We start from the raw sequence: 25876 nt of genomic DNA on the forward strand, positions 1-25876 counted from the left end.
CTTTCAAGGTTTTACATTGGCTACACTTCAAACTTTGATTTACGTATAGTTTTTCACGAAAACCCTGAAACTCGAAAATTCACTTATAATGCTAAAGATCGCTGTGCTTTGGCGAGTTTTTTATAATAGCAATACAGAAATTCTTAGATGTTTCATCTGGGTTATATCCATTTTCAGTAAGCGGACTAACACCTAATGACGTTCTTTTTTTATTCATTTTATCGGTGTATTCTTGTCTCATTGGATTTTTTCCATTGGCTCTATCCGATTTGTCCCAACTTGAATCGTAAATCCAATCGGTCTCTTCGTGAAACAACAAACTTTGAAGCTTTTCTGGATCTGTATTTCCACTTATATAAAAATCAAAAACTTTTACGTAAGTAGAGTCTTTTAAAAGGTGTTTGTGCTCGTTAAGCAATTCATTAAATGTAATGTTGGTCATATAAATATATTTAGGTTAATAATTATTCATTTCTAAAACTTATCTCACAGATCAAATTTTGCGTAGGTTATATTTCGCAAACTTTTAACCTAATCTTCGGTCAGAGCTAGTATGTTTTGAACTCGAAGTTCGTTGCGTTTTTAGGAGTCTAAAAACACTAAATATTTAAAATTGTAATAAATGGATTGAAAACATTTTTTTCCTGGAAGTAGGCACATTTCTTTAGCACCTTCGCCTGTTTTGGCAGGTTGCTATCACTTAGTGTGATTCTTAATGAGAGTTATAAATATAAGAATTTTAAATTATTTCTCCAATGAAAACTTAAGGTTTTTTCGGTTGGAAGCAGGGGTAATAACCAAACAAAAGCAAAAAGCCTAGCATTTCTGCTAGGCTTTAAATTAAATATTTTGATAATACTATTTCCCAGGAAAATTTGCTTTTCTCTTATTAAGAAATGCCTGCGTACCCTCTTTAAAATCTTCGGTTCCAAAGCAGTTTCCGAATTCTTCAATTTCAACATTAAATCCGTTAACGCCGTCTTCGTAATTAGCGTTTATCGCTTTTATAGCCGATTTAATTGCAACAGATGAGTTTCTCATAATTTTTCCAGCAATCTTTTCGGTAGTTTCAATTAACGCGTCAGGAGTGGTTACTTGGTTTACTAATCCGTACTGCAAGGCTTGGTTTGCATCAATCATTCCTGCTGTCATAATCATTTCCATAGCACGACCTTTACCAACCAGCTGTGGGAGGCGTTGTGTACCTCCATATCCTGGAATTACTCCCAATGAAACTTCTGGTAATCCCATTTTAGCATTGTCTGAAGCTATACGGAAGTGAGCTGCCATAGCCAATTCCAATCCACCACCAAGAGCAAAGCCATTTACTGCTGCTATTACAGGAGTAGTCAGGTTTGCAACGAAGTCGAAAAGTAATTCTTGTCCCTTAGCGGCAAGATTTCCTCCTTTAGCTACCGAAAAATCTGCAAACTCACTAATATCTGCACCAGCTACGAAGGCTTTTTCACCGCTTCCAGTAACAATAATCACTTTTGTCTCTAAAGATTCATCTGCTTCTTTAAAAGCAGTGTGAAGTTCTTGTATAGTTTCACGGTTTAAAGCGTTTAACTTGGATGGACGATTAATTGTGATTGTAGTAATCCCATTATCAGTTTCGGAAAGTATGTTTTGATAACTCATATTCTATTTTTTTAGATATTTTTTTCTTTTGTTCACTAACTTTTTCGGTTTAAGACCTTGATACTAATAGTTTCGGATGCCAATTGGTAATAAGTTGAATATGTGCGGCCGCTAGACCTTATGTTTAAAAAAGTTGTTACCACAAAGCTACTAAAATCCTATAGTATTGCGGGGAATGAAACTTCGAAAGTGGTCTTTTCTGAAGTCGAAGTTAGCGATATTGTTCCGCCGTATCTCTCAACTATATTTTTCACCATTCCCAAGCCAAGTCCCATCCCGCTAGATTTAGTGGTAAATTGCGGTTCAAAAATTCTTTCTTTGTTTTCGTTAGGGACTCCAATTCCATTGTCTGTAACGCGTATATTTACTAAAGTTTCTTTAGCTATTACTTCCACGTCAATTCGTGGTTCTTCAGGGTTTTTCTGCTCAATAGATTGAATGCTATTTTTAACCAAATTGGTAACCACCCTAATTAGTTGAGTTCTGTCGAATAGTACGCGGACTTCCTCTTCTTCTGAAAAGAAATATATATAATCTTCGGTAAAAATTTCTAAGGCTAATTTTGTGATTTTTACAACGTTTAGAGTTTCATCTTGCTGCGCTGGCATTTTTGCATAGGTTGAAAAAGCCGAAGAAATAGAGCTTAAAGTGTCTATTTGCTGAAGCATAGTGTTGGTGTGTTCAGCAATTTTTTGTTCAATATCTGGGTCGTTGCGATCAAATTTTCGTTCAAAACTCTGAACGGTAAGTCGCATAGGGGTAAGCGGATTTTTAATTTCGTGTGCCACTTGCTTTGCCATTTCACGCCAAGCAGTTTCACGTTCGCTAGCTGCGAGCTGTGCAGCACTTTTTTCCAATTCGTCAATCATTCTATTGTAAGCATTGATAAGTGTAGAGATTTCGGAAGGCGTGTCGCTAAGGTGTATTTTTTTGTTTCGAGTATCAAAACGGGTTTCTGCTAACTTTTCACTTATTTCCTTTAAAGATCGAGTAATATATTTTGAAAGAAAATATGCCATTGCAATCGCCACTAGCAACATTAGTAAATAGGCGATTCCAAGCCTGTAGAGGTAATCTATGAGTTCTTTGTTGATTAAATCGTCGTCTTCTATATACGGCAGGTTAAGTATTGCTAAGGGTTTAAAATAACTATCTGTAATATAAGTGTAAGACGATTGGTATTTTTGACCTCCTTCTTCAAAGGCTTTTATATAGTTTTTATTTGATGAATTTTGAAGCTTATCCAGAACTAAGTCTGGGATCTTTTGTGAGACTGTATCTCTGAAAAAAGAAGGTCTTGAAGATTTTAGAAGATTCCCATCGAGGTCGTAAAGGAAAATTTCGAGTCCGTGTATATCTTTTATTTCGTAAATCTTATCCTTAAAAATTAGCGGAATTTGGTCTGTTTCCTCGGGATAGGTAGTATTGTCTAATACGTATTTAATATTAGCACGAATAGCCGATTCTTTACGCAACAATCGATCACGATGATAGTCTTCGGCTTCTGTTTTGTACTGATTAACGGTAACAATAACAATGAGAACTGAAGCTCCAATGACTAAAAAAATCATGGAGAGAAAGATTCTAGTACGTAGCGATTTTTTATAAAAGTACACTTATATTATTTTGAAGAAGAAAGATAGCAATAATTAATCCGCTTTAAATCTGAATATAAATTTCATAAATCTCAATTGTTCTTTTCTTCTCTTATTCTTTTATACATTTTATATCCCATCATCAATAACATCGAAAAAGCGATGATTCCTACAGTTCCGTAAATCCAGTTTACTGCACTTTTTAGAATTACTAGAAATACAACAGCAAAGAGAATTATGGTCGGCACTTCATTAAAGAGTCGCATTGAATTTGAAGTGTATTTAATTACCCCTTTTTGAAGTTGTTTAAAAATTTGATGGCACTTAATGTGATAAATGATAAGCGCGACTACAAACACCAATTTCACTTGCATCCAAGCATCCGTAAGCCAAAACATGCGCATTCCCAAAAGCCAAAAGCCAAAAATTAAGGCTAGAATCATACTTGGCCAAGTAATGATATTCCATAGTCGAGAGGCCATTATGTTGAGTTGTTTTCCTAAAATTTCTTTTTCAGGAGAAGGTTTTTGTGAAGCTTCAATTTGATAAACAAATAAACGGACTATATAAAAAAGACCAGCAAACCATGTAACTATAAATATAAGGTGTAGGGATTTTATGTATAAGTAATATTGTTCCATTATAATAGTGTAGAAAAACAATTTAAAAATAACCTTTTAATACTTATTCTTTTAAGGTTTTACGAATTTCTCTGTTTAAAAAATATCCGGTTACTATAGTTGATAAGATATCTGCCACTGGAAAAGAAATCCAAACCCCTAATTCGCCTAAGTAATACGGAAGAATTATTATTAATGGTATAAAGAAAAATCCTTGTCGTGTTAAGGTAAGCAGCAAAGCGGGAACTGCTTTTCCAATCGCTTGAAAGTAAGCCGAACCTATTAGTTGTATTGCAATAATAGGAGTAGCGGCAAAAACCCAGCGCATGTAATGCGGGGTTTCTGAAAGAATGTCGGGGTCATTCGTAAATACCGAAGTTATAGCTGCAGGAAACGACATTATTAATATGAAAATTAGAATCCCTAATCCTCCTGCGTATAATATGGCTTTGTTAATGCTTTCTCTTACGCGTTTGTATTTATTTGCGCCATAATTATAACCTGCGATGGGTAGAAATCCTTGGGTTACTCCAAGAACTGGGAAGAGGGCAAACATCAACATCCTCCCAATAATTCCATAGGCTGCAACTGAAGCTTCGCCGCCAAAATTAAAGAGAATATTATTCATTAACAGGTAGGTTACACTAACTACTGCCTGTCTTGCTAAGGTTACAAATCCCAAAGCCGAAATTTCCTTTAATATAGAAAGGTCAAGTCCAAAATGTGACCAGTTTATTTTTAACTCGGCTTTATCGCTTAAGAAGTAATAAAGTATGTAAAAGAAAGATAAAGAGTATGAAATAGTGGTCGCCCACGCTGCACCTGCCATCCCCATATCGAAGATGTAAATCAAAATATAATCTAAAAGGAGGTTTCCAATGGAAGGAATAATCATCGCAATCATTGCGAATTTTGGTTTCCCTTCAGCACGGATTACATTGTTTCCCATCATGCTAAGGGCGAGAAGGGGCACTCCGTATAATACTATGCGATAATAAATCTTTGCAGGCTCAAATATGTCGCCTTTACCTCCGAAAGCTGGAATTAAATCGTTAATAAAAATTAATCCAAAAATCACCATTGCTACAGTAAGCAATAGGGTTAAAGTGATTTGATTTCCAAAGGTTTTAAGAGCTCTTGCTCTGTTGCTAGAACCTAATGCCCTGGATATAATAGAAGATCCTCCAATACCAATTGCCATACCCAGAGCGGCAATAAAAAATGATACAGGAAGAACAACATTTATTGCTGCAATGGCAATAGAACCTATCCAATTTCCAACAAAAATAGTATCTACCACTACATTAAGTGACATTACTAAAATTCCAATGGAAGCGGGTAAAGCTTGTTTAACTAATAAACTACCAATGGCATCGGTGCCAAGAGCATCAGATTGATTAGGTTTCATATAGTTTTTGAAAAATTATTACCCTTGAAAATTGTATTCCCTTAAGAGGAAGTGCAAATGTTTCAATTAGGCTATTGCCGTTTTTACATCTGCAATTCGCCATTGGTCAATCCAGCCTGTTAAAACATCAACCCAATCGTCACGATCGTTTAGACAAGGTATAGTTGTGAATTCTTTTCCGCCAGCTTCGTGAAAAATTTCTTCACCTTCCATAGCGATTTCTTCTAGCGTTTCTAGACAATCACTTACAAAAGCAGGGGTTACAACAGCTATTTTTTTAGTCCCTTCCAATCCAAATCTTTCAATTGTTCTGTCTGTAGGTGGCTTTAACCATGGATCAAAACCTAATCGTGATTGAAAAGCATTAGAATATGTTCCTGGTTTTAAGTTTAGTTTTTCGGCAACTAATTCGGTAGTTTTAAAACATTGATGTCGATAGCAAAATTCATGGGCTGGCGAATCTGTTACACAACAGCTGCCGTCTATTTTACAATGGTTTTTAGTTATATCTCTTTTGTAAATATGTCGTTCAGGAACACCGTGATAACTAAATAACAAATGCTCATAATCTACACCTTCCAAACTTTCGGCAATACTTCTTGAAAGCACTTCAATATATTCTGGCTTATTGTAAAAAGCCGGAAGTGATGTTATCTCAAGTTGCGGAAAAAACTCCTTCTTTAGTTCTTCCACTTTCACATCAATGGTTTCGGTTGTAGCCATTGCAAATTGTGGGTATAATGGAATCGTTAAAACTTCATCCACTCCTTGGTCAACCAATTCTTGTAATCCTTTTTTTAAGGTCATACTTCCATAACGCATGGCCAAAGCAACAGGAATTGTAGTTTTTTTCTGAATTTTTTCTTGAAGTCGTTCTGAAATTACAATTAAAGGAGACCCCTCTTCCCACCAAATCTTTTTGTAAGCTTCGGCTGATTTCTTAGGTCGTGTGTTTAATATAATCCCTCTTACTATAAAAGAGCGAAGCCAAAAGGGAACGTCAATAACCCGTGGATCCATCAAAAATTCGTCAAGATATTTTTTTAAGTCTTTCGGGTCGGTGCTATCAGGTGAACCGAGATTTACTAGGAGAACTCCTTTCATTTGTGATTTAAATTTAAAAAAACAAAATTACTCTTTTAAAGTTGAACCTTCAAGAGTGATATTAGTAATTAATCCTATGAAGATATTAGAAAAGCTTATGTATTATTTAAGCCTCAATTGCTCAAGTGTAAAATATAAAAACAAAAAAACCCCGAAAATTCAATTTTTTATAGAATATCGGGGTTTGCAAACTAACAATTAATCAAACTCTAACTTATCTCAGTTATAAATTCTTCTTTTGGAGTACGTACTTTTTTCATATTTACCAACCAGTCTTCCGATTCATCGCGGTAACCTAGTGTTAGAATAAGTGTACTCTTTAGTCCTTGTTTCTTTAAATCTAGAAGCTCATCTACAGTTTCAGGAGTAAATCCTTCCATAGGTGTAGCGTCAATTTTTTGTTCTGCTGCAGCGGCAATAGCCAAACCAAATGATATATAAGCTTGTTTAGCAGCGTGATGTGCATGCCACTCTTGGCTTAGTGGTTCGTACATGCTCCAAAGATTATTTTTATATGCGTCCATAGTGTCAAGCGGTAATCCACGCTCATTCATTGTGTAATTAAAAACAGATTCTATTCTGTCTAAACTATACCCATCCCAAGAAGCAAAAACTAAAACGTGTGAAGCATCCAAAATCTGATTTTGATCCCAAGCTGCTGGCTTTAATTTAAGTAATAACTCTTTATTGGTGATTACAAATATTTTATAAGGTTGAAGCCCAGAAGACGAAGGAGCTAATCGCGCTGCTTCTAATATATAATCAAGTTTTTCTTGTGGAATGGTTTCTCCGTTCATTTTTTTAGTAGCATATCGCCACTTCAAATCTTCAATTAATTTCATATATCTATAGTTTTCTTAACTTTTACTTATTTAATTTTTCTAATAATTTCTCAGCAACTAATTCTGAAGAGGCGGGGTTTTGACCTGTAATTAATAGTCCATCTTCAACTGCGTAAACAGCCCAATCTTCACCTTTAGAATATTCTCCTCCATTTTCTTTCAACATGTCTTCAACTAAAAATGGAACTACATTGGTTAATTGTACTGCATCTTCTTCACTATTAGTAAAACCTGTAACCTTTTTTCCTTTAACCAAAGGTGATCCATCCGCTTTTTTAGTATTCTTGAATACTGCCGGGGCGTGACATACAGCTGCAATGGTTTTGTTACTATTATAAAATGATTCAATAAGTGCAATAGAATTTTTGTCTTCAGCTAAATCCCATAACGGTCCGTGTCCGCCAGGATAGAAAACAGCGTCGAAGTTTGCCTGATCTACTGTCTCTAATTTTACTGTGTTGGCAAGTATGGCTTGCGTTTCTTTATCTTTATAAAACCTAACCGTAGCTGGGGTTTGTGAGTCGGGGGATTCACTTTTTGGGTCTATTGGTGGCTGACCACCTTTAGGAGAAGCTATTGTAATTTCAAAACCTTTATCTTTAAGTAAATAATATGGAGCAGCAAATTCTTCTACCCAAAATCCCGTTTTCTGTCCTGTATCTCCTAAATCGGAGTGACTTGTTAAAACAAATAATACCTTTTTCATCTTTTCTTGTGTTAGTGGCTTTAATTCTTCATTTGTTGTCTCGTCTTTTTGTGAGTTTCCACAAGAAGTAGTTAACGCGGCGATTATAACCGTAAAAAGAATTAAATGCTGTTTAATAAATAGTTTCATAGGCCTTATATTCTATTGAAATATTTACAAGGCAAAGGTAGCGGGTAGAAGTGTCAAAAAAATTGACCTATGGTAATAAATCAAGCTTTCACTAGGTCTTTGCGAATTCGGCTGAGGCTTTGGGTGGTAATTCCTAGATAAGAAGCAATATGATAGTTTTTTACGTTTTGCTCTATATTGGGATAGGAATTTACAAAATTTAAATAACGCTCGGAGGCAGATTGGGCGAGATTAGAAATTATTCTTTTTTGAAAAGAGGCAAAGGCGCGCTCCATTTTTTTGCGAAAGAATGATTCTAGCTTTGGAATCTTTAAATAAAGCAATTCCATGTCTTTCTTAGATATTTTAAAAAGTGTAGCATCCTGAATACATTCAATATTCATTACTGCATTGCTGCTGCTAAAAAATGCGGTGTAATCGCTAATCCACCAGTCTTCGATTGCAAATTGAACCGTGTGTTCTTTCCCGTCTGGGTCTATATAATATGTGCGTAAACATCCGTCTGCAACAAAGTATTGGTCGTAAACCTGCTGTCCAGCTTCTAGCAATAAACTGTGTTTTGGAAGATTTAGTTTTTTAAAATTTTGCGCTAATAATTGTTTCTCTTTAAAAGTTAAAGTGAGATCTTTAAAGATGATTTCTACTAGTTCAGTTGCAATAGACATTTAAAAGCTTTAGTAATTAGGATGTTTAAACATTAAGACCCATTAAAAATTTCTTTGGAGTAGTGCCGAATTTCTTTTTAAATGCCGATATAAAATGACTTGAAGTACTATATCCTACTTTAAGTCCAACTTCGTTTACGTTATGTGATCCTGTCGCTAATAATTGACGTGCAACTTCCATTTTATAGTCGAATAAAAAACTAAAAACCGAATCGCCGTAAATTTGCTTAAACCCTTCTTTTAACCTGTTAATTGGTAGATTAATTTCATCGGCTAGCTGCTGTAATGTAGGCGGTTCAGCCATTCTAGAAATAATAATTTGCTTAGCCTGTTTAATTTTTGATATATTCACTTCATCTGCTAAAAACGGGCATTGCTCTATATCGGCATCGGCAGGACGATTAAAATATAAACTTAGCAATTCATAAGCCTTCCCTTTAAAATACAGAGGTTTTATAGTTGGGTGTAGGTTGTAATTCATCAATTGATTCAGCACAATTGCCATAGATGGTGAAATTGGACTGTCTTTGTAATATTTCCGATCTTTATTTTCTTCATTTAAGAAGGTGATATAATCGGCTTCCGTTGAAAAAAAACTGTGAAACTTATTTATAGGAAGCAATACTGAAAGCACCCAGGTGTTAGGGGTTACGTGCAAATCTAACGGTAAATCTTTTTGAGGGTTATATAGTAGAAGTGAATTATTCTCTTTTATAGGCAGAACGTAGGTACCATTGTTGAATGAAAATGATGCAGCACCTTTTATGCAAAAATGAAATTGTATAAAGTTAGAACTTACTTCTCGCTTAAATATTTGATTATCATTAGTTTCGTTGTCGAATTTTAAAATGAAAAATCCAGTTTCAATAGCTATTTCTTCATAAAAACCTACCCCGTTTTCATGTAAACTTTGAGCGGTATTTTTTTGATTATTCATTTAAATATTGAATTGATTTATTTAGAATAGTTCTAAATAAAAATATGTTATATTTGTTGGGAAACCGCTAAATTAGGGCATTTTATATGATAAAAGTCATATTTTGATTAAATTTAACACGTAGCGATACAAAAGATACCGCAAGCGTTACTTTTTGAAAAAGTATGACTGTACATTTGCCTAGTTTTAAATATTATGCCTAAAAATCTTTTACATACTACAGAAATGCATAAGCTAGGCATCCTTAATTTCTATTTCTCAAATATACTTTGTGGATGAAAAATAACTTAAAGTCATATTCTGGTGAAACCCTTGAGGGTCATTTTTACGCGATTGGACTAAACTATAAAAAAGCAGATGCCGAAATACGCGGTCATTTTAGTATTGATGATGATACAAAAAAGCAAATCTTAAAGAAAGCGAAAGAAAACGGAATACCATCACTTACCGTTATTTCTACTTGTAATCGTACAGAGCTTTATGGTTTTGCACAACATCCTTACCAGCTTATAAAGTTACTATGTGAATATACAAATGGTACTGTAGAAGAGTTTGAAAAGGTAGCCTATATCTATAAAAACCACGATGCCGTTTCGCATATTTTTACTGTTGGAACTGGATTAGATAGTCAGATTTTAGGAGATTTCGAGATTATTAGTCAGTTGCGTAATTCGTTTCGCGAATCTAAAAAGCACGATATTTTCAATCCATTTATGGAGCGTCTTGCAAATGCAGTTATTCAAGCAAGTAAACGTATAAAAAATGAAACTAAAATTTCATCAGGAGCTACATCTGTTAGTTTTGCTGCGGTGCAATATATCATGAAAATGGTTCCTGAGGTTTCAGAGAAGAATATTTTACTGTTCGGAACAGGAAAAATTGGTAGAAATACTTGTGAGAACTTAATAAAACACACAAAAAACGATCATATAACCCTTATAAATCGCACCAAAGAAACTGCTGAAAAAGTTGCAGGTAAATTTAATTTGGTGGTTAAGGATTATGCCGATATACAAAGTGAAATAGCGCAAACCGATATTCTAATTGTTGCAACAGGCGCACAACAGCCAACTATTTCAAAGGAACTTTTATATTTAAAAAGACCACTTTTAATCTTAGATCTTTCAATTCCTAAGAACGTTTCTGAAAATGTTTTAGAAAATGAATTGGTAACGCTAGTTCATTTGGATGAACTTTCAGCTTTAACCGATGAAACGTTAGAACAACGTGCATCACAATTGCCAAAAGCGAGAAAGATTATCTCTGAAATTGAAAAAGATTTCAATAAATGGGCGGACAACAGAAAATTTGCTCCTACCATTAGAGCTTTAAAACTTAAGCTTGCTGAGATTAAAGAAGGAGAAATAGACTATCAAAGTAAAAAGATAGAAGGCTTTAATCAAGAACAAGCCGATATTATCAGCGATAGGCTAATTCAAAAAATTACTACACATTTTGTCAATCACTTAAAAGGCGAAGAAGGCTCTGCCGAAAGTATTGAACTAATTAGAAGAGTTTTCCAACTTGAAACTGCTTAGTCTTGAAAAAAACCATTCGAATTGGTACCCGCGATAGTGAATTAGCACTTTGGCAAGCCAATACTGTAAAATCTAAACTAGAAAATCTAGGTTATAAAACCCAACTAGTGCCCGTAAAATCAGAGGGAGACTTAGTCTTAGACAAGCCGCTTTACGAGATGGGTATTACTGGTATATTTACAAAAACGCTAGATGTAGCTATGATTAACGGTATTGTTGATATAGCTGTGCACAGTATGAAAGATGTACCTACTCTTTTACCTAAAGGAATAGTGCAAACTGCAGTATTAGAAAGAGCTACATCACAGGATATTCTAGTAGTTGAAACTGAGGTGGATTTTGAAAAACCTTGTACAATCGCAACTGGAAGTCTTCGCAGACAAGCACAATGGTTACACAGATATCCTAATCATAACTTGGTTGATTTACGCGGAAATGTAAATACCCGTTTACAGAAATTGAAAGACAATAAATGGGAAGGAGCAATTTTTGCTAAGGCAGGATTGGAAAGAATTAATGTGTTGCCAAAAAAATTCATCGACTTAAATTGGATGATTCCCGCACCGGCACAAGGCGCGATGGTGATAGTTGCAATGGAGAACGATCCGTTTTCATTAGAAGCCACTTCTAAATTGAATCACTCCGCTTCCGAAATTTGTACACATATAGAAAGAGAATTTTTAAACACTTTAGAAGGTGGGTGTACTGCGCCAATTGGTGCTTATGCTCAAATTGTAGACGATGAGGTGATGTTTAAAGGATGCTTATTTTCTTTAGATGGAAAAGATATGCTTGAAATTGAAAAAAGTGTAAAGCCATCAGAATATAAAGGATTTGGAAAAGAATGTGCTTTAAGTATACTGTCTAATGGAGGAAAAGAATTAATGGCCGAAATTAAAAAGCATACCAATTAATAGGCTGCCAATAATGTTGAAATGAAGAGCGTTCTATCTACCAAAAAACTGAGCTTTTCCCAAAGGGAATTGTTGCTTAACGCTGGGATGTCCTTGGTAGAATACAACGCGATAAAAATCGACTTTATAGATTTTAAAGCGCCTTCTGAAATTGATAAGGCTATAATTACAAGTCAAAACTCTGTAAATGCAATTCAAAATGCGAATATTAAAATTCAGAATTGCTATTGTGTGGGTGAAAAGACTAAAGCTCTTTTAGAGAAAAATGGTCAAAATGTGGTCAAAATGACTGAATATGCTTCGGAATTAGCACCGTATTTGGTTGAAAATCATAGAAACGATCATTTTTATTTTTTCTGTGGAAATTTAAGAAGTGACGTTATTCCTTCAGCTTTAAATGAAAATAATGTCTCTTTCGAAGAAATAAAAGTATATAACACAAGCTTACAACCTAAAACGATTAAAAGACAATTTGATGCAATCATGTTTTTTAGTCCGAGTGGTGTAAGAAGTTATTTTAAAGAAAATAAAACTGAAGCCTTAGCTGTTTGCATTGGCATAACAACTGCTTCAGAAGCTAAAAATTACACAGATCATGTAGTTGTTTCAAACGCTACAATTATTGAAAGTGTAATAGCGAAGACTGTAAAAATGTTACAAACTTAATATCTATAAGCCTATGCAGTAAAGGCTACTAGGTTTATAATAATAATGCTATGATAAAAAACGATTTATTCTTAAAAGCACTTCGCGGAGAAACCGTGGAGCGTCCACCTGTATGGATGATGCGTCAAGCAGGTAGATATCTTCCGGAGTTTATGGAGATTAAAGAGAAGTACGATTTCTTCACTCGTTGCCAAACTCCTGAACTTGCTAGTGAAATTACAGTTCAACCTATCCGTCGCTACGGAATGGATGCTGCTATTTTATTTAGTGATATTTTGGTAATTCCTCAGGCTATGAATATTCACGTAGAAATGAAACCTGGAATCGGCCCATGGGTTCCAGAGCCAATCCGTACTCAAAAAGATTTGGAGCGCGTTATTGTTCCAGATATTAATGACACACTTGGCTATGTGATGGAAGCTATTAAAATGACCAAGGAAAAACTAAACGATGAAATTCCGTTAATTGGTTTTGCTGGAAGTCCGTGGACCATCTTATGCTACTGTGTACAAGGCCAAGGAAGTAAAAATTTTGATAAAGCAAAAGAGTTTTGTTTTACGCAACCAGTTGCTGCACACGAATTACTTCAGAAGATTACTGATACTACAATTTTATACTTAAAAGAAAAGGTGAAAGCAGGTGTTAATGCTGTTCAGGTTTTTGATAGTTGGGGTGGAATGCTATCACCAACCGATTATCAAGAGTTTAGTTGGAAATATATTCAACAGATTATAGACGCATTAAAAGATGAATCTCCAGTTATTGTATTTGGAAAAGGATGCTGGTTTGCCTTAGATGTAATGGCTAAAAGTGGTGCTTCTGCATTAGGTGTAGATTGGACTTGTTCTCCTAAAAATGCTAGGTACCTAACAGGAGGAAACATTACCCTACAAGGTAACTTTGATCCTACTAGACTATTCAGTCCGCCATCTGAAATTAAAAAGATGGTGAAACAGATGATTGATGAGTTTGGAAAAGACCGTTATATAGTAAATTTAGGACACGGTATTTTACCTAATATTCCGATTGAGAATGCAGGTGCTTTTATAGAAGCTGTAAAAGAATACAAACAAGATTAAATGCTTTGGCGGATTTTTAATAGATTAGATTTCAAGCAACTCTTCGGGTTGCTTGGTCTTTTTATTAGAAATCCGATTTACGGAATTCCAACCATTTTTGCCACCAAAAATTGTATGCTTATTGCGCAGAAAGAATACGGCAATACGCATCATTTAAATAATCCGGCAAATGCATTTAGACACGCCCTTTGGGTAATATTGATAATCCGAAGATGCTTAAAGTGGAGGAGAGATGAAGAAAAAGCGAAAGCATGGGCTAAAAAGTTCACCGATTGGCACGAGGATTTCTCGCCTAACGAACCTTTAGACAGAGCCATGGATATACATAATAATGCAATGGGAATTATTTTTTATGAAATTATAAAGAATAAAAGCGAGGAAGAAACTGTAACTTTTTTGAAACAAAAAGCAGAGGAAGCGGTAAGGATTGAAACTGTTGATGCTGTAGAGAGGTTTAATGATAAATTAGTCTATATAGCCTAATTTGTCATTATAGTTATTCTGCAATGTTTGAAACTCAGAACTATGATTAAAAACATTCTAAGAGGTATAAGAGCATATGTTGGAACTTTCAAGCTTATAAGTAAACTTGGGCTTTGGAAGTATTTTGGGGTGCCGATGGCAATTAGTTTTTTAACGGCAATCCTAATTGGGGTTTCAGCTTGGGGTTTAAGTGATAATCTTGGTGCTTTTATTTCAAAAGTTTGGTTTTGGGAATGGGGAGCAGAGACTTTTAAAACGATTAGCGAATTTATAGGAGCCCTAATTATCATTGCACTTGGGCTTATTCTTTACAGGCATATTGTTATGGCACTTAGTGCACCTTTTATGAGTCCTGTTTCAGAAAAAATTGAAAAGCACTTATACGGGGTGGACAACATAGACCACTCGCATAGAAACACAACCAATGCGGGACAATTATGGCGAGGAATTCGACTAAATGTCCGAAACCTATTGATGGAGTTAATGATTACCATACCTATAATTCTAATCGGATTTATCCCTGTAATTGGAATAGCATCATCAATTTTGTTGTTTTTAGTGCAGAGCTATTACGCAGGTTTTGGAAATATGGACTATACGCTAGAGCGACATTTTAAATATGCTGAAAGTATTCAATTTGTTAAGAGAAACCGAGGTTTGGCAATAGGAAACGGTATGGTATTTATGCTTGTACTACTAATTCCTGTGGTTGGAATTATCTTGGTTTTACCGCTTTCAGTTACCGCAGCAAGCACAGAAACTTTAAGAGTTTTGGAAAACCATAAAACAACTCAAAGGGTGTCTAATATACTGTAACTCGTCTGTGTTCTGGCAAGGTCTCTAAGACATCCTGCAAGGTCTCTAAGACCTTGTAGGTATTAAAAACGAAAGATTATGAAACTAGAAACAATTGAACAATCACATTACTACCACATTTACAATCGAGGTATTAATGGGGAGAATATTTTTAAGACTGAAGAAAACAAACGCTATTTTCTTCAATTATTTGGAAAATATGTTGCTCAGAATGTTGAAGTTTTTGGTTATTGTTTAATGGATAATCATTTCCATTTTCTTATTCAAGTTAATTCGAAACCGGAAGAATTTACTAAGAGTATTTCCGATTTTTTCAATGCTTATGCAAAGGCATTCAATAAATTTGCAGGACGTACGGGAAGCTTATTTGATAAGCATTTTAAAAGAATAAAGGTTAAGGATGAAAACTATATAAAGTCTCTTTTAATTTATATTCATAATAATCCTAAAGAAACACAGGATATTACAAAGTATAAGTTTTCCTCTTTTCATCATTATTTAAATCTAAGTCAACCAGAATATTTTAAAATTTCAAAAGATTATACAGTTAACACTCTTTTTGAAACTATAGAAAATATGGCGTATTCACATAATAAAGAAATACTTGCAGGAGAAGACCTACAAGGAGCCCCCGCAGAAAAGGCGGGGGAACACCTTGCAGGAAATAGTCAGATTCAAAATAATTTTGACTTGCCCGGCGATGACAACAAAAGCGACTTTTTTGTGGACCCAAACTCCCAAACTAAAAAGAACATGAAAGAACAATTTGTAGCCTACATCAAAAATTTACAAAACGAAATAACTTCAGCCTTAGAGTCAATAGACGGTAAGGCGAAGTTTCAAGAAGATAAATGGATTCGCAAAGAAGGTGGTGGCGGCCGAACGCGCGTGATTGAAAACGGAAATGTTTTTGAAAAAGGGGGCGTTAATATTAGTGAAGTACACGGAAAGTTACCTGAAAGTATGCAGGCGTATTTCGGAGTACAAGACGCAGATTTTTTTGCTTGTGGCTTGAGCTTGGTGCTACACCCAAAAAACCCAATGGTACCAACAGTACATGCAAACTGGCGCTATTTTGAAATGTACGACGCTACAGGAAATATTGTAGATAGTTGGTTTGGTGGGGGACAAGATCTAACACCTTACTACTTATTTGAAGAAGACGCAGTACATTTTCATAAGGTGTGCAAAACAGCTTGCGACAAACATAATGGTGAGTTTTATTCGAGGTACAAAAAGCGTTGCGACGAATATTTTTGGAATTCTCATCGCGATGAAGCTCGTGGAGTTGGAGGCTTGTTTTTTGATTATTTAAAGAAGACCGATGAGATGAACATGAAAGACTGGTACAATTTTGTAACCGAAGTTGGTAATAGTTTCTTAGATTGTTATCTGCCGATTGTTGAAAGGAGAAAAGACCTTTCATATTCTGAAGAAAATAGAACTTGGCAAGAAATTCGTCGTGGGCGTTATGTTGAGTTCAACTTAGTTCACGATAAAGGAACTTTGTTTGGATTAAAAACCAACGGTCGTATAGAGAGTATTTTAATGAGTTTACCACCACATGTTCAATGGAAATACGATCATCATCCAGAGGTGGGGAGTGAAGAAGAAAAGCTTGTTGAGGTATTAAGAAGCCCTAAAGAGTGGGTTTAATTTGCACAGCCTTTTTCTTGTTTGTCCAGTAACTTTCTTTTATAGACGAGTTTTCTTCACAGCAATACAAATATCACTGTTCCTGCAAGGGAGTCCTAGACCATAAATGAGTTAACTTCGCCTTTGCAGGGAATTACCATCACTTCCATATCAAAGACTTTTTTGATTTTAGGTTGTTCTCATGCTGAAAATAATGAAAACGGGCTTTTAACAATAGTTTTCTGCCTTCAGGATTTCTAGTAAAAGTGAGTTCTGCCTTTCCATTGTGTTTTTTCCAATGTCTGAAGAATAAATCTGCATCCTTTTTCCTTTCGGCAAATAGCTTTGGAACACTGTAATAATTGGCAAGCCCCAATTTATTTCTAAACCAACCAGATTGACTAATAATATAGCGCGGATTTTCAACAGGAGAAATAATTTCTTCAAGGTAATCTGTAAAAAGCCAACCTTCTTTAACTGTGGCACCTTTTAAGAAACAGCTTATTTCGGTTTGATTAATATTTTCAATTACAACTTCAATATCGGTTGCGGCAGATTTTATAATTTGTTTTTCAATCATAGCTCCTTTTAAGGCATTTGCCATTTTTTTCAACTGTTTATCTCTTCTGCCATATTTAAGATATAATTTGAGTGCTTTAAAAGTTTTTGGGACAAATATTAAAACAATTCCGCTTCCTACGGCATAGAAGAAATAAAGAAACCCACGTGAAACTAAGGTGAAAAAGTTTTTTAGAAAAAGTTCAGGAATAGTAATTACCATTAATACTAAAAGTTCGACAAAGGCGTATTTCACTAAATCTCTATAATAATACTTTTTTGCTTTTGTAGAAGTTGTTTTGGATTCAAAATCTAGCTTCAACTCCCGAATCAATATGTTTCCCTTTTCTAGCGCTTTATCCCATCTTTTCTTTACGTTGGGGCGATTCAATGCCAAAGCGCACATTTTTGCATTTAAAATTTCTATTTCTGAGAGAGACCTGGTTATTTTAAAACGGGAAATACCGTTTTCTATATATGGCTGTCCTTCAAGAGAAAGCCCGCAGAAGGCATTAAACCTTCGGGTTAACGTTTCTAAATCGGCACCGCCAATATTACTTGTGGGATCCACGCAAGCAAGATGCCAGATGTTTGCAACTTTTTCGGGTTTTAAAGGGTTTATCCGAAGTGCCCGACCACGCATTTGGTTGGAGGTTACAAAGGAGCCAACATATGAGGCTAGAACGAGTGTATTAATTGCTGGTGCATCCCAACCCTCACCCAATAACGATTTCGTGCCAACAACGACTTGAATAAATCCATCTTCAAATAGTTGCGTTATAGCGCCTATTATTTGCTTTTTTCCGTATAAAGTTGGCTTGATAATAATGTACTCTGTGTCCCATAAAATGGATTCGGTGAAAGCATTTTTAGATATTTTAGAGGTTAGTTCATTCAACACTGAATTGTGAATTAAAATCAACGAGCCAGTAAGTACGGCCAATTTACTTTTATGAAGCTTTATAGAGTCGTCATTCTTTATGTTGTTTCGAAGATGTTGAAAGATAGGAACTACTCCCATTTTGTTGATGTCTGAAAGTGTCTCACCATATTTAAAATCGAGATACTCTTTTCTAATATAGTCTGAAAGAACTACCATTCTCAGTGAACTCCCTAAGTTTTCACTCTCTATCCTCGTGATTTCAACAATACTCCTAAGCTTTGATGGACTTTGGGAGAGGGATCGATACAGATTGCCTTCGCCAACAAGATTAACCCGTTGTCTATTGAAAGCACCTATTTTTCGTAGCTTCTTTTCAAGGGTATTTAGCAGAGTTTCATTATCAAGATAAACCTCTCTATTATCAACTAAAAGGGGCTGCAATAAAGCTTCAACCCACTCATAAGAAAATGAAGGGAAGGTGATGTTTTTTGGGTTCGCCCCTAATACTTCAATTTTTTCTGAAGGAATTTCAAAACCAATCGAATTTAAGTATATAAGCATCGCCGAATAGAAATCTGGATGTTCGTAAATGGCTTCTAGTGAATTTTCAGTATTCTCATAAAATGGATGCTTAAGAATAAAGCTTTTAAAATCTTCATCTGCTTTTAGCCATAAAACAAAGGCTAGTATCTGCTCGCGATATTTGATTATATATCGAATTTGTTCTTCATCAGGTTGCGAAAAATAAATATAATCTTGATGTGGGCATATGTTCCCTTCCTTTACCAATTCCGGCAAGCCGATTTCCATATCTATAGGGCCACACAATTTAAAATAGTTGGCTATTTCATTTGCATCACTATCATATGGTGGGGTTGCGGTCAGAGAAATTACAGTGCAATCTGGCAGTTGTTTTAAACTAACTAGTGGTTTCCACCATTCCTTTTTTAGATGGTGCGCCTCGTCTAAAAGAAGATTTTCGATTCCACATTTCTGAAAAAAATGAAGCAATTTAGTATCAGAACTTTCCATTTCATTCTTATAAAAAGAATGTAAAGATTGATACGTAGAAAAGGTAAGTGTTTCTGGTGTTTTTAAGTTAAAAGAAACTTGTATTGAATGTTCACCATTTACAAAACATTCTAACATTCGCTCGTACCATTGATTACGAATGGTTAAAGTAGGAGATAAAATGAGTGTCTTTTTGTTTATTCTGCGTACCATTTCTAACCCCAAAACAGTTTTTCCAGCACCAGGAGGTGCTACTATATGCAAATGTTTATCTTCTATATGCTTTTCAAAATCTTCCAAAAAACGCGCTTGATAGCTTCGCCAGGTAAATTTGAAAAGTAGGGTTGTGGATAGCGTGTTCAATATATGGATGGCTCAGATTATAGTAGTAAATTTGCAACGCTAAAAATAAAGTATTTTAACGAGTTTAAAATATCATATAAAATATGCTTTTTGGTAGAATAATTTTGCGGATTTGATTTTTAAATCTGCGATTTCAGATTTATCAAACAATCTAAAAATTCAAGTCTAAAATTTAAAATCTAAATAGATATGTATCCATTAAGAAGAAACAGAAGATTGCGAACTAGTGAAAGTATGAGAAGTTTAGTTCGCGAAACAATTTTAAGTCCGAATGATTTTATCGTTCCGCTTTTTGTTGTAGAAGGGAAAGGTGTTAAAGAGGAAATTGCTTCAATGCCAAATTACTATAGGTTGAGCTTAGATTTGCTTGAAAAAGAAGCAAAAGAGCTATGGAAGCTTGGGTTAAAGTCGGTTTTACTTTTTGTAAAAGTTGATGATAAACTGAAAGATAACACCGGAAAAGAAGCTTTAAACCCTGATGGTCTGATGCAACGTGCAATTAAAACAGTAAAAAATGCTGTACCTGAAATGCTTGTAATGACCGATGTGGCGTTAGATCCATTTTCAGCTTATGGCCACGATGGAATTGTATCTGAAGGTTTAATTCTTAACGATGATAGTAGTGCCGTTTTAGCCGAAATGTCACTTAGTCACGCTCAAGCAGGTGCCGATGTTATTGCACCTAGCGATATGATGGACGGACGTATTTTTGAGATTAGAACCTTATTGGAAGATGAAGGTTTCCACAATACTGGAATTATGGCTTATAGCGCTAAATATGCATCTGCATTCTATGGTCCATTCAGAGACGCACTAGATTCTGCTCCAGTAGATCTAAAAAATATTCCAAAGGATAAAAAAACGTATCAAATGGATTTTGCGAACCGCGAAGAAGCTATTCGTGAAACCATTATGGATATAGAAGAAGGAGCTGATATTGTTATGGTAAAACCAGGGCTTTGCTATTTAGATATCGTTCGTGAAATTAAGAATGAAGTAAATATTCCTGTGGCAGTTTATCAAGTTAGCGGAGAATATTCTATGTTAAAAGCCGCAGCCGAAAAAGGTTGGTTAGATCACGATGCAGTTATGTTGGAGCAAATTACAGCTATTAAAAGAGCTGGAGCTTCTATGATTGCAAGTTACTTTGCTAAAGACGTAGTGAAGATTATTTCATAACTCGAATAGTACAAATTAATAACCACAATCTAGAGTGGTATTTTTTGGATAAATATTAGTCTAAAGAAAATCGCTCTGGGTGTTTTGGTAGATTTAACAATTAGCAAAAATTTAAATTTTTCAATTCAATTTTAGATTACATTTGTTTAGTGAAACTTGCTAAAAAACATATAAATACATTCTTAATCACGTTTGCCGCTTTTTTGGTATTCGGGAGTGTTGCTCTTGCAAGTGAAGCACTTTCTACTATAGATAGAGCTGTTGTTGTTTCTCAGTTTCAACAAGATGATAATAGCAAGCCTTTTGAAATTAATAAGGCATCAATTGGAGAGGCTTCTCAAACAATCACGCAAAATGAATCTTCGAATGCAGGATTAACCGGGCTTTTTTATTCTAATAAAGAGTTTCCAAATACCTGTAATTCTTCAGTTATTAAATGTTCTTTTTCTGTAAAGGACAAACGTGAACTGATTTTTCAATATCTCTTTCCATTTCATTTCTTCTGGTAATTTTTGGATAATTATTTCGTCTGGTTTGAATTGATTTTCAAGCCATTATTTATTCAATTTATTCATCTAAAAATTATTTATTATGGAAATAAGTGCATCCCTAATTGGGCTAATAATATTATTGTTGATAGCTGTACCTGTAGGCTATATGATTGTAAACGCATCAGGCCTTGATAGAAAAGTAAAAAAAACTATCGATTCCCTTTCTGAAAAAAATGGAATTAGGTTAGACAATGTAGAAATCCTTGGAAATGTAGTGATTGGTGTTGATCCAAACACTAAAAAAATGGTTTATTCTACTAAGAAAAATCCAGTAGCCGATTTTACTATTGTAAATATGGAGGAGGTAAAAGCTTGTCAAGTAAAGAGTGTAAAGCAAACCGAAAAAACATTAGATTGGGTTGGGCTTGAAATTATTAATAATACCGGCAATAAAGAAATAACATTCTACAACGAGTATGATGATGAGGAACTTAGTACAGACCCATATATTAGTTTGCAAAACGCTAAACGATGGGAAAATACATTAAGACAACTATTGAAAGCCTCCTAAACATACTTCATATAAAACCGCCCAATGAGGCGGTTTTTTTAAGTAATTAACAAGACCTTATCGTTAATAACGTTTATAAATCTTTATTTTTATCAAAAAATTAATTCAACTATATATGACGTTATTAATAGTTTATGCGGTTTTATCGATTTTATTTTCATTCTTATGCTCTATTTTAGAAGCAGCATTGTTAAGTTTCACTCCTACCTTTTTGCGAATGAAAACCAAAGAAGGAAAGGGCTATGCAAAAACACTTACTAATTTTAAGAAGGATATAGATAAGCCTTTAATCGCAATTCTTACTATCAACACAATTGCTCATACTGTTGGTGCAATCTTGGTGGGAGTACAAGCCGAAAAACTACCCTATAAAGTGGAGATTTTTGGAATGAATATCGTTGGAATTGTTTCAGCTATAATGACAATTTTAATTCTTATAGTTTCAGAAATAATCCCAAAGACAATTGGAGCTACATATTGGAAGAGTTTAGGCTCTTTTACAGCTTTGTTTCTGAAGATAATAATCTTCCCTTTAAAGTATACGGGAATACTTTGGCTATTGATGATTGTAACCAAAATGGTTGGAAAATCAGCCCATGTAAGTACCATGAGTCGTGAAGAATTTATGGCGATTACCGATGCTGCCGAAGAAGAAGGTGTTTTTGAAGAAAATGAGACTACGGTAATTAAAAATCTTTTGGTTTTTAAAAGTGTACAGGCAAGAGATGTAATGACACCCTTTCCTGTTGTAACTTTAGAAGATGAAAAAATGACTCTTCAAAAATTTCATGAATCAAATAAAAATCTTAGGTTTTCAAGAATTCCTGTTTATAAAGATAAAACGCATAACATTACCGGTTTCGTGCTAAGAGATGATATTTTAGAGGAAATTGTTGAAGAACGTGGAGACAAGTTATTAAGCGATATTAGAAGAGACATATTTATGGTTTCGGCAGAAAAACCAATTCCAGATTTGTTTGAGACGTTTATTAAACAACGTGTTCATATCGCAGCGGTAGTGGACGATTTTGGTAACACTATTGGGGTGGTTACTATGGAAGACATTATAGAAACGCTTTTAGGTCTCGAAATCATGGACGAGAGTGATAATATTGAAGATTTGCAACTTCAAGCCCGAAAGAACTGGGAAAAACGAGCTAAGCGAATAGGAATTCAAATTAGTGATATTGATAAGCCTCAAGATAAATCGGAGTAATGCACACAGTCTTTTTGCAATCTCCAATTGGAATGATAGAAATTGTAGGGAATATTGAAGGAGTATCGTCCATACTTTTTAAAGATGACGACTCTTTAGTAATTTCAGAAAATATTCCAAAGGAATTAATTGATGTGGTTACGCAACTTCAAGAATATTTTGATGGTAAACGTTCAACCTTCAATGTAAAAATTTCTCCAAAGGGTACAAATTTTCAAAAACGGGTTTGGAACGAACTTTTAAATATACCTTTTGGACAAACACTTAATTATAAGCAAATAGCAAATAACCTTGGCGATCCCAAAGTTATAAGAGCTGCAGCTTCGGCAAATGGGAAAAATCCAATTTCAATTATTATTCCCTGTCATCGAGTAATTGGGAGTGATGGATCCTTAACGGGTTATGCTGGTGGACTACATCGTAAGAAATGGTTGTTAGAACATGAAAACCCTTCGCAACAGCAATCTTTGTTTTAGTTAAAAACTGTATAAATTAAGTAGGTGATAAAAAAAATCCCTCAGTAATAACAGAAAGTTTTACTGAGGGATTTTTATGTTAAAGCGATGATTTACGTTTTTTTATAACTTGAGTGATACTCCTCCATCAAGTTCATCAAGGCTTTCACTAAGTCTTTTGTTTCTAGCAATAAGCTGAAATACAAAGTAGTGTTTTTCGGGCTAGATTCCTCAGTTCTAGTTCGCGCAATTTGCTTTTCAATTTTATTTGAAAGACTAGCATAAATCTCCTCTTTTCTATTTAAAACCTGACCAATACGTTCGAATTCTTTCTTGTCGAATATATCTTCAATTTCATTTAATAAGCGTTCAAGATGTCTATCAACTTCTTGTAGATCTTTAATTTGGTTGAAACGAAGTGCTTTGTGGTTGTTGTTAACGTGCTTATAACTTGCTTTAGAAATGAATTCTAACGACTGAGCAATATCCGTTAAATAACCAAGGATAATGATATAGAAATTACTTCCACGAACACTTGTATCGTCAAGATTTTTAATGAAATAGAATAAGTTATCTCGTAATTCTTCTACCTCAGCATTTAATTTTGAAACACCTTTTTTACTCTTTTTTAGTTTCTTCGTATCTTGTTTTGCAAGGCCTCGCAACATATCGGTATAAATCTTGTTTGAGCGAGAAACAACATTACTGATGTTTTCTGCACTTTCCTGAATAATACCTTGAACAGTTTTACTTTCGGTTTTCTTTAAACCTGTTTTATTCATCTTAAGTTTAGCCTTGTTTTTGTGAGAAATGTAGTTTCTAACCAACAATAAAATAGCTAATAGAAGAAGTACAGCAATCATAGGCCCTCTTCCTATAAAGATTAAGTAAGTTAAGGTTCCTGCTGCAGTAAATGCAACGAAGGCAGTAAAGAACCATCCTCCAATAACATTCAGTACTCCTGCAACGCGGTAAACAGCACTTTCACGACCCCATGCTCTGTCTGCTAAGGATGTACCCATGGCAACCATAAAAGTTACGTAAGTTGTGGATAGAGGAAGCTTCATTGAAGTAGCAGTAGCAATTAATATACCTGCAACAACAAGGTTGATAGAAGCACGAATCATATCAAAAGCAGGCATTTCGTATGCTTTGTGTTTTGGTAATTCAATAACTGGTTTCTCAAATCGCTTATCAATTTTCTCCTGTATTGATTTTGGAAGAATATGTTCAAAATATGTAGCTAAATAAGTGCTAGATTTAACTAAAAACCTTGATAACATATTTGGGCTAAATTTCTCATGACCATCACCTTGACGTGCTAAATCGATCTCTGTATCAGATACCGTTCTTGCTTTTTTAGAGAACCATAATGTTAAAACCATAATTGCTCCTGCTGCAAACAATAAAAATGGTTCTGCAGGTACTGCTGTTTCAAGACTGGTCATTGCATATGCAGAAGCATCAACCCCAGAGGTAGACCAATCCATATAACTGTGGTAAGCGGCCATTGGAACCCCAATAAAGTTAACCAAATCGTTTCCAGCAAATGCTAGAGCAAGACTAAAACTCCCTACTGCAATTACTATAATTAGAATACTCTTTTTGGTAACCATCATAAATAGTTGCGAGAATACAGTCCAAATAATAAAGCTTATACCTATAATTAATGCTGTATTATTTTCTACTACTTCTTTAAAACTACTGTAAAAAGGTGTACTTTTTAGTCCTTTCATAAAGATGAAGTAGCTAATTGCAGTTAAAGCAATCCCTCCAAAAATAGCTCCGAAATATTTCATTTTTTGCTCTATGTGGAAGGTGAAAATTAAACGAGATAGATATTGTACTATTGCTCCGACCGTAAAGGCGATGACGACGGAGAGGAGAATTCCCACAATAATTGCAACTGCTTTTTCAGTGTTTATATACTTTGAAAGAGAAGAGATTGTTTCAGCATCGTTATGGCCAATTTTTATAAGCGCCATAATTACTGCAGCTCCTAATAATTCAAATACAATTGATACCGTTGTAGAGGTAGGTAAACCAATAGTGTTGAAAAAGTCTAACAGTAAGATATCGGTAATCATTACGGCCATAAAGATGATCATAATTTCATCAAAATAGAATTCCCCGGGGACGAAGATTCCTTTTCGGGCGACCTCCATCATTCCGCTTGAAAACACAGCTCCAATAAAGATTCCCATGCTGGCAATAATTAAAATTCCTTTAAACGGAATAGCTTTTGAGCCAATTGCAGAGTTTAAAAAGTTTACAGCGTCATTACTTACACCCACAACTAAATCTGCTATGGCTAAAGCAACAAGTGCAACTATCATTAATAAATAAATATTGTCCATTTTTGTCGATTATT

At 34.7% G+C, this 25876-nt stretch carries 24 protein-coding genes, 1 pseudogene and 1 riboswitch; of the genes and pseudogenes, 13 read left to right on the forward strand and 12 right to left on the reverse strand.

From position 1 onward, the window contains the following. Positions 1-91 precede the first annotated feature (91 nt). The 10 genes from K8344_RS05400 to K8344_RS05445 form a co-directional block, all read right to left on the reverse strand. A complete protein-coding gene (locus K8344_RS05400) occupies positions 92-442 on the reverse strand; it encodes a hypothetical protein (RefSeq protein WP_237607648.1) in 351 nt (116 codons plus the stop codon). 185 nt (positions 443-627) lie between these two features. Further along, a riboswitch (SAM-I-IV-variant riboswitch) is annotated at positions 628-724 on the reverse strand. A 134-nt stretch (positions 725-858) separates the two neighbouring features. After that, entirely contained in the window at positions 859-1641 is a 783-nt protein-coding gene (locus K8344_RS05405; protein ID WP_237607650.1) for an enoyl-CoA hydratase/isomerase family protein, read from the reverse strand. Between the two features lie 158 nt (positions 1642-1799). After that, positions 1800-3212 (reverse strand): sensor histidine kinase, encoded by a 1413-nt coding sequence (locus K8344_RS05410; protein ID WP_262913398.1) that lies wholly within the window; start codon positions 3210-3212, stop codon positions 1800-1802. 116 nt (positions 3213-3328) lie between these two features. Further along, positions 3329-3877, reverse strand: coding sequence for a CopD family protein (locus K8344_RS05415; RefSeq protein ID WP_237607667.1), 549 nt, complete (start codon positions 3875-3877; stop codon positions 3329-3331). Positions 3878-3920: 43 nt separating this feature from the next. Next, entirely contained in the window at positions 3921-5264 is a 1344-nt protein-coding gene (locus K8344_RS05420) for an MATE family efflux transporter (RefSeq protein ID WP_237607669.1), read from the reverse strand. Positions 5265-5330: 66 nt separating this feature from the next. Next, positions 5331-6368: a ferrochelatase gene (hemH, locus tag K8344_RS05425; protein ID WP_237607678.1), complete on the reverse strand. Its 1038-nt coding sequence runs from the start codon at positions 6366-6368 to the stop codon at positions 5331-5333. 209 nt (positions 6369-6577) lie between these two features. Further along, positions 6578-7210, reverse strand: coding sequence for an NAD(P)H-dependent oxidoreductase (locus K8344_RS05430; RefSeq protein ID WP_237607680.1), 633 nt, complete (start codon positions 7208-7210; stop codon positions 6578-6580). A 22-nt stretch (positions 7211-7232) separates the two neighbouring features. Further along, entirely contained in the window at positions 7233-8045 is an 813-nt protein-coding gene (locus K8344_RS05435) for a type 1 glutamine amidotransferase domain-containing protein (RefSeq protein WP_237607682.1), read from the reverse strand. An 80-nt stretch (positions 8046-8125) separates the two neighbouring features. Then, complete coding sequence (locus K8344_RS05440; RefSeq protein ID WP_237607684.1) at positions 8126-8710, reverse strand: Crp/Fnr family transcriptional regulator; 585 nt, start codon at positions 8708-8710, stop codon at positions 8126-8128. Between the two features lie 25 nt (positions 8711-8735). Continuing rightward, a complete protein-coding gene (locus K8344_RS05445; protein ID WP_237607686.1) occupies positions 8736-9647 on the reverse strand; it encodes a helix-turn-helix transcriptional regulator in 912 nt (303 codons plus the stop codon). A gap of 275 nt (positions 9648-9922) precedes the next feature. Here K8344_RS05445 and hemA point away from each other — a divergent pair, with 275 nt between their 5' ends. The 8 genes and pseudogenes from hemA (at position 9923) to hemF (ending at position 16799) form a co-directional block, all read left to right on the forward strand. Then, positions 9923-11185: a glutamyl-tRNA reductase gene (gene hemA / locus K8344_RS05450; RefSeq protein WP_237607688.1), complete on the forward strand. Its 1263-nt coding sequence runs from the start codon at positions 9923-9925 to the stop codon at positions 11183-11185. A gap of 2 nt (positions 11186-11187) precedes the next feature. Then, a complete protein-coding gene (gene hemC, locus K8344_RS05455) occupies positions 11188-12099 on the forward strand; it encodes a hydroxymethylbilane synthase (RefSeq protein ID WP_237607703.1) in 912 nt (303 codons plus the stop codon). Between the two features lie 21 nt (positions 12100-12120). Beyond that, positions 12121-12765: a uroporphyrinogen-III synthase gene (locus tag K8344_RS05460; RefSeq protein ID WP_237607712.1), complete on the forward strand. Its 645-nt coding sequence runs from the start codon at positions 12121-12123 to the stop codon at positions 12763-12765. Positions 12766-12815: 50 nt separating this feature from the next. Next, positions 12816-13844 (forward strand): uroporphyrinogen decarboxylase, encoded by a 1029-nt coding sequence (gene hemE / locus K8344_RS05465; RefSeq protein WP_237607714.1) that lies wholly within the window; start codon positions 12816-12818, stop codon positions 13842-13844. Beyond that, a complete protein-coding gene (locus K8344_RS05470; RefSeq protein ID WP_237607723.1) occupies positions 13845-14327 on the forward strand; it encodes a DUF6973 domain-containing protein in 483 nt (160 codons plus the stop codon). Positions 14328-14369: 42 nt separating this feature from the next. After that, on the forward strand, positions 14370-15143 hold the full coding sequence (locus K8344_RS05475; RefSeq protein WP_237607724.1) for an EI24 domain-containing protein: 774 nt from the start codon (positions 14370-14372) through the stop codon (positions 15141-15143). Between the two features lie 78 nt (positions 15144-15221). Next, positions 15222-15575 (forward strand): annotated as a pseudogene (locus K8344_RS05480) (transposase); the annotation flags it as partial. Positions 15576-15896: 321 nt separating this feature from the next. Then, on the forward strand, positions 15897-16799 hold the full coding sequence (gene hemF, locus K8344_RS05485; protein ID WP_237607934.1) for an oxygen-dependent coproporphyrinogen oxidase: 903 nt from the start codon (positions 15897-15899) through the stop codon (positions 16797-16799). A 139-nt stretch (positions 16800-16938) separates the two neighbouring features. Here the strand turns inward: hemF and K8344_RS05490 are convergent, their stop codons facing one another. After that, on the reverse strand, positions 16939-19593 hold the full coding sequence (locus K8344_RS05490) for a DEAD/DEAH box helicase family protein (protein WP_237607726.1): 2655 nt from the start codon (positions 19591-19593) through the stop codon (positions 16939-16941). 189 nt (positions 19594-19782) lie between these two features. Between K8344_RS05490 and hemB the strand changes: the two genes are divergently transcribed. The 5 genes from hemB (at position 19783) to K8344_RS05515 (ending at position 23526) form a co-directional block, all read left to right on the forward strand. Continuing rightward, positions 19783-20772: a porphobilinogen synthase gene (gene hemB, locus K8344_RS05495; protein WP_237607734.1), complete on the forward strand. Its 990-nt coding sequence runs from the start codon at positions 19783-19785 to the stop codon at positions 20770-20772. Between the two features lie 149 nt (positions 20773-20921). After that, positions 20922-21281, forward strand: coding sequence for a hypothetical protein (locus tag K8344_RS05500; RefSeq protein WP_237607736.1), 360 nt, complete (start codon positions 20922-20924; stop codon positions 21279-21281). A gap of 82 nt (positions 21282-21363) precedes the next feature. Further along, on the forward strand, positions 21364-21834 hold the full coding sequence (locus tag K8344_RS05505) for a hypothetical protein (RefSeq protein WP_237607738.1): 471 nt from the start codon (positions 21364-21366) through the stop codon (positions 21832-21834). A gap of 115 nt (positions 21835-21949) precedes the next feature. Continuing rightward, positions 21950-23050, forward strand: coding sequence for a CNNM domain-containing protein (locus K8344_RS05510; RefSeq protein WP_237607747.1), 1101 nt, complete (start codon positions 21950-21952; stop codon positions 23048-23050). Then, positions 23050-23526 carry a methylated-DNA--[protein]-cysteine S-methyltransferase gene (locus K8344_RS05515; protein WP_237607748.1) on the forward strand — a complete coding sequence of 159 codons (477 nt, stop codon included), beginning with the start codon at positions 23050-23052 and terminating at the stop codon, positions 23524-23526. Before K8344_RS05510 ends, K8344_RS05515 begins: the two co-directional genes overlap by 1 nt. A 92-nt stretch (positions 23527-23618) precedes the next feature. Here K8344_RS05515 and K8344_RS05520 read toward each other — a convergent pair whose 3' ends face one another. Beyond that, positions 23619-25862, reverse strand: coding sequence for an inorganic phosphate transporter (locus tag K8344_RS05520; RefSeq protein WP_237607755.1), 2244 nt, complete (start codon positions 25860-25862; stop codon positions 23619-23621). Positions 25863-25876 lie beyond the last annotated feature (14 nt).

Source organism: Aequorivita xiaoshiensis (genome assembly GCF_022008395.1).
Taxonomy (GTDB): Bacteria; Bacteroidota; Bacteroidia; order Flavobacteriales; family Flavobacteriaceae; genus Aequorivita; species Aequorivita xiaoshiensis.

Bases quoted from the DNA above. Each gene is read 5' to 3' on its own strand.
- K8344_RS05460 (WP_237607712.1), top strand. From the start codon at position 12,121: ATGAAGAGCGTTCTATCTACCAAAAAACTGAGCTTTTCCCAAAGGGAA.
- K8344_RS05430 (WP_237607680.1), bottom strand. From the start codon at position 7,210: ATGAAATTAATTGAAGATTTGAAGTGGCGATATGCTACTAAAAAAATG.
- K8344_RS05405 (WP_237607650.1), bottom strand. From the start codon at position 1,641: ATGAGTTATCAAAACATACTTTCCGAAACTGATAATGGGATTACTACA.
- K8344_RS05520 (WP_237607755.1), bottom strand. From the start codon at position 25,862: ATGGACAATATTTATTTATTAATGATAGTTGCACTTGTTGCTTTAGCC.
- hemH (WP_237607678.1), bottom strand. From the start codon at position 6,368: ATGAAAGGAGTTCTCCTAGTAAATCTCGGTTCACCTGATAGCACCGAC.
- K8344_RS05445 (WP_237607686.1), bottom strand. From the start codon at position 9,647: ATGAATAATCAAAAAAATACCGCTCAAAGTTTACATGAAAACGGGGTA.
- K8344_RS05420 (WP_237607669.1), bottom strand. From the start codon at position 5,264: ATGAAACCTAATCAATCTGATGCTCTTGGCACCGATGCCATTGGTAGT.
- hemE (WP_237607714.1), top strand. From the start codon at position 12,816: ATGATAAAAAACGATTTATTCTTAAAAGCACTTCGCGGAGAAACCGTG.
- K8344_RS05415 (WP_237607667.1), bottom strand. From the start codon at position 3,877: ATGGAACAATATTACTTATACATAAAATCCCTACACCTTATATTTATA.
- hemB (WP_237607734.1), top strand. From the start codon at position 19,783: ATGTATCCATTAAGAAGAAACAGAAGATTGCGAACTAGTGAAAGTATG.
- K8344_RS05470 (WP_237607723.1), top strand. From the start codon at position 13,845: ATGCTTTGGCGGATTTTTAATAGATTAGATTTCAAGCAACTCTTCGGG.
- hemF (WP_237607934.1), top strand. From the start codon at position 15,897: ATGAAAGAACAATTTGTAGCCTACATCAAAAATTTACAAAACGAAATA.
- K8344_RS05475 (WP_237607724.1), top strand. From the start codon at position 14,370: ATGATTAAAAACATTCTAAGAGGTATAAGAGCATATGTTGGAACTTTC.
- K8344_RS05515 (WP_237607748.1), top strand. From the start codon at position 23,050: ATGCACACAGTCTTTTTGCAATCTCCAATTGGAATGATAGAAATTGTA.
- K8344_RS05400 (WP_237607648.1), bottom strand. From the start codon at position 442: ATGACCAACATTACATTTAATGAATTGCTTAACGAGCACAAACACCTT.
- hemA (WP_237607688.1), top strand. From the start codon at position 9,923: ATGAAAAATAACTTAAAGTCATATTCTGGTGAAACCCTTGAGGGTCAT.
- K8344_RS05440 (WP_237607684.1), bottom strand. From the start codon at position 8,710: ATGTCTATTGCAACTGAACTAGTAGAAATCATCTTTAAAGATCTCACT.
- K8344_RS05435 (WP_237607682.1), bottom strand. From the start codon at position 8,045: ATGAAACTATTTATTAAACAGCATTTAATTCTTTTTACGGTTATAATC.
- K8344_RS05410 (WP_262913398.1), bottom strand. From the start codon at position 3,212: ATGATTTTTTTAGTCATTGGAGCTTCAGTTCTCATTGTTATTGTTACC.
- K8344_RS05505 (WP_237607738.1), top strand. From the start codon at position 21,364: ATGGAAATAAGTGCATCCCTAATTGGGCTAATAATATTATTGTTGATA.
- K8344_RS05510 (WP_237607747.1), top strand. From the start codon at position 21,950: ATGACGTTATTAATAGTTTATGCGGTTTTATCGATTTTATTTTCATTC.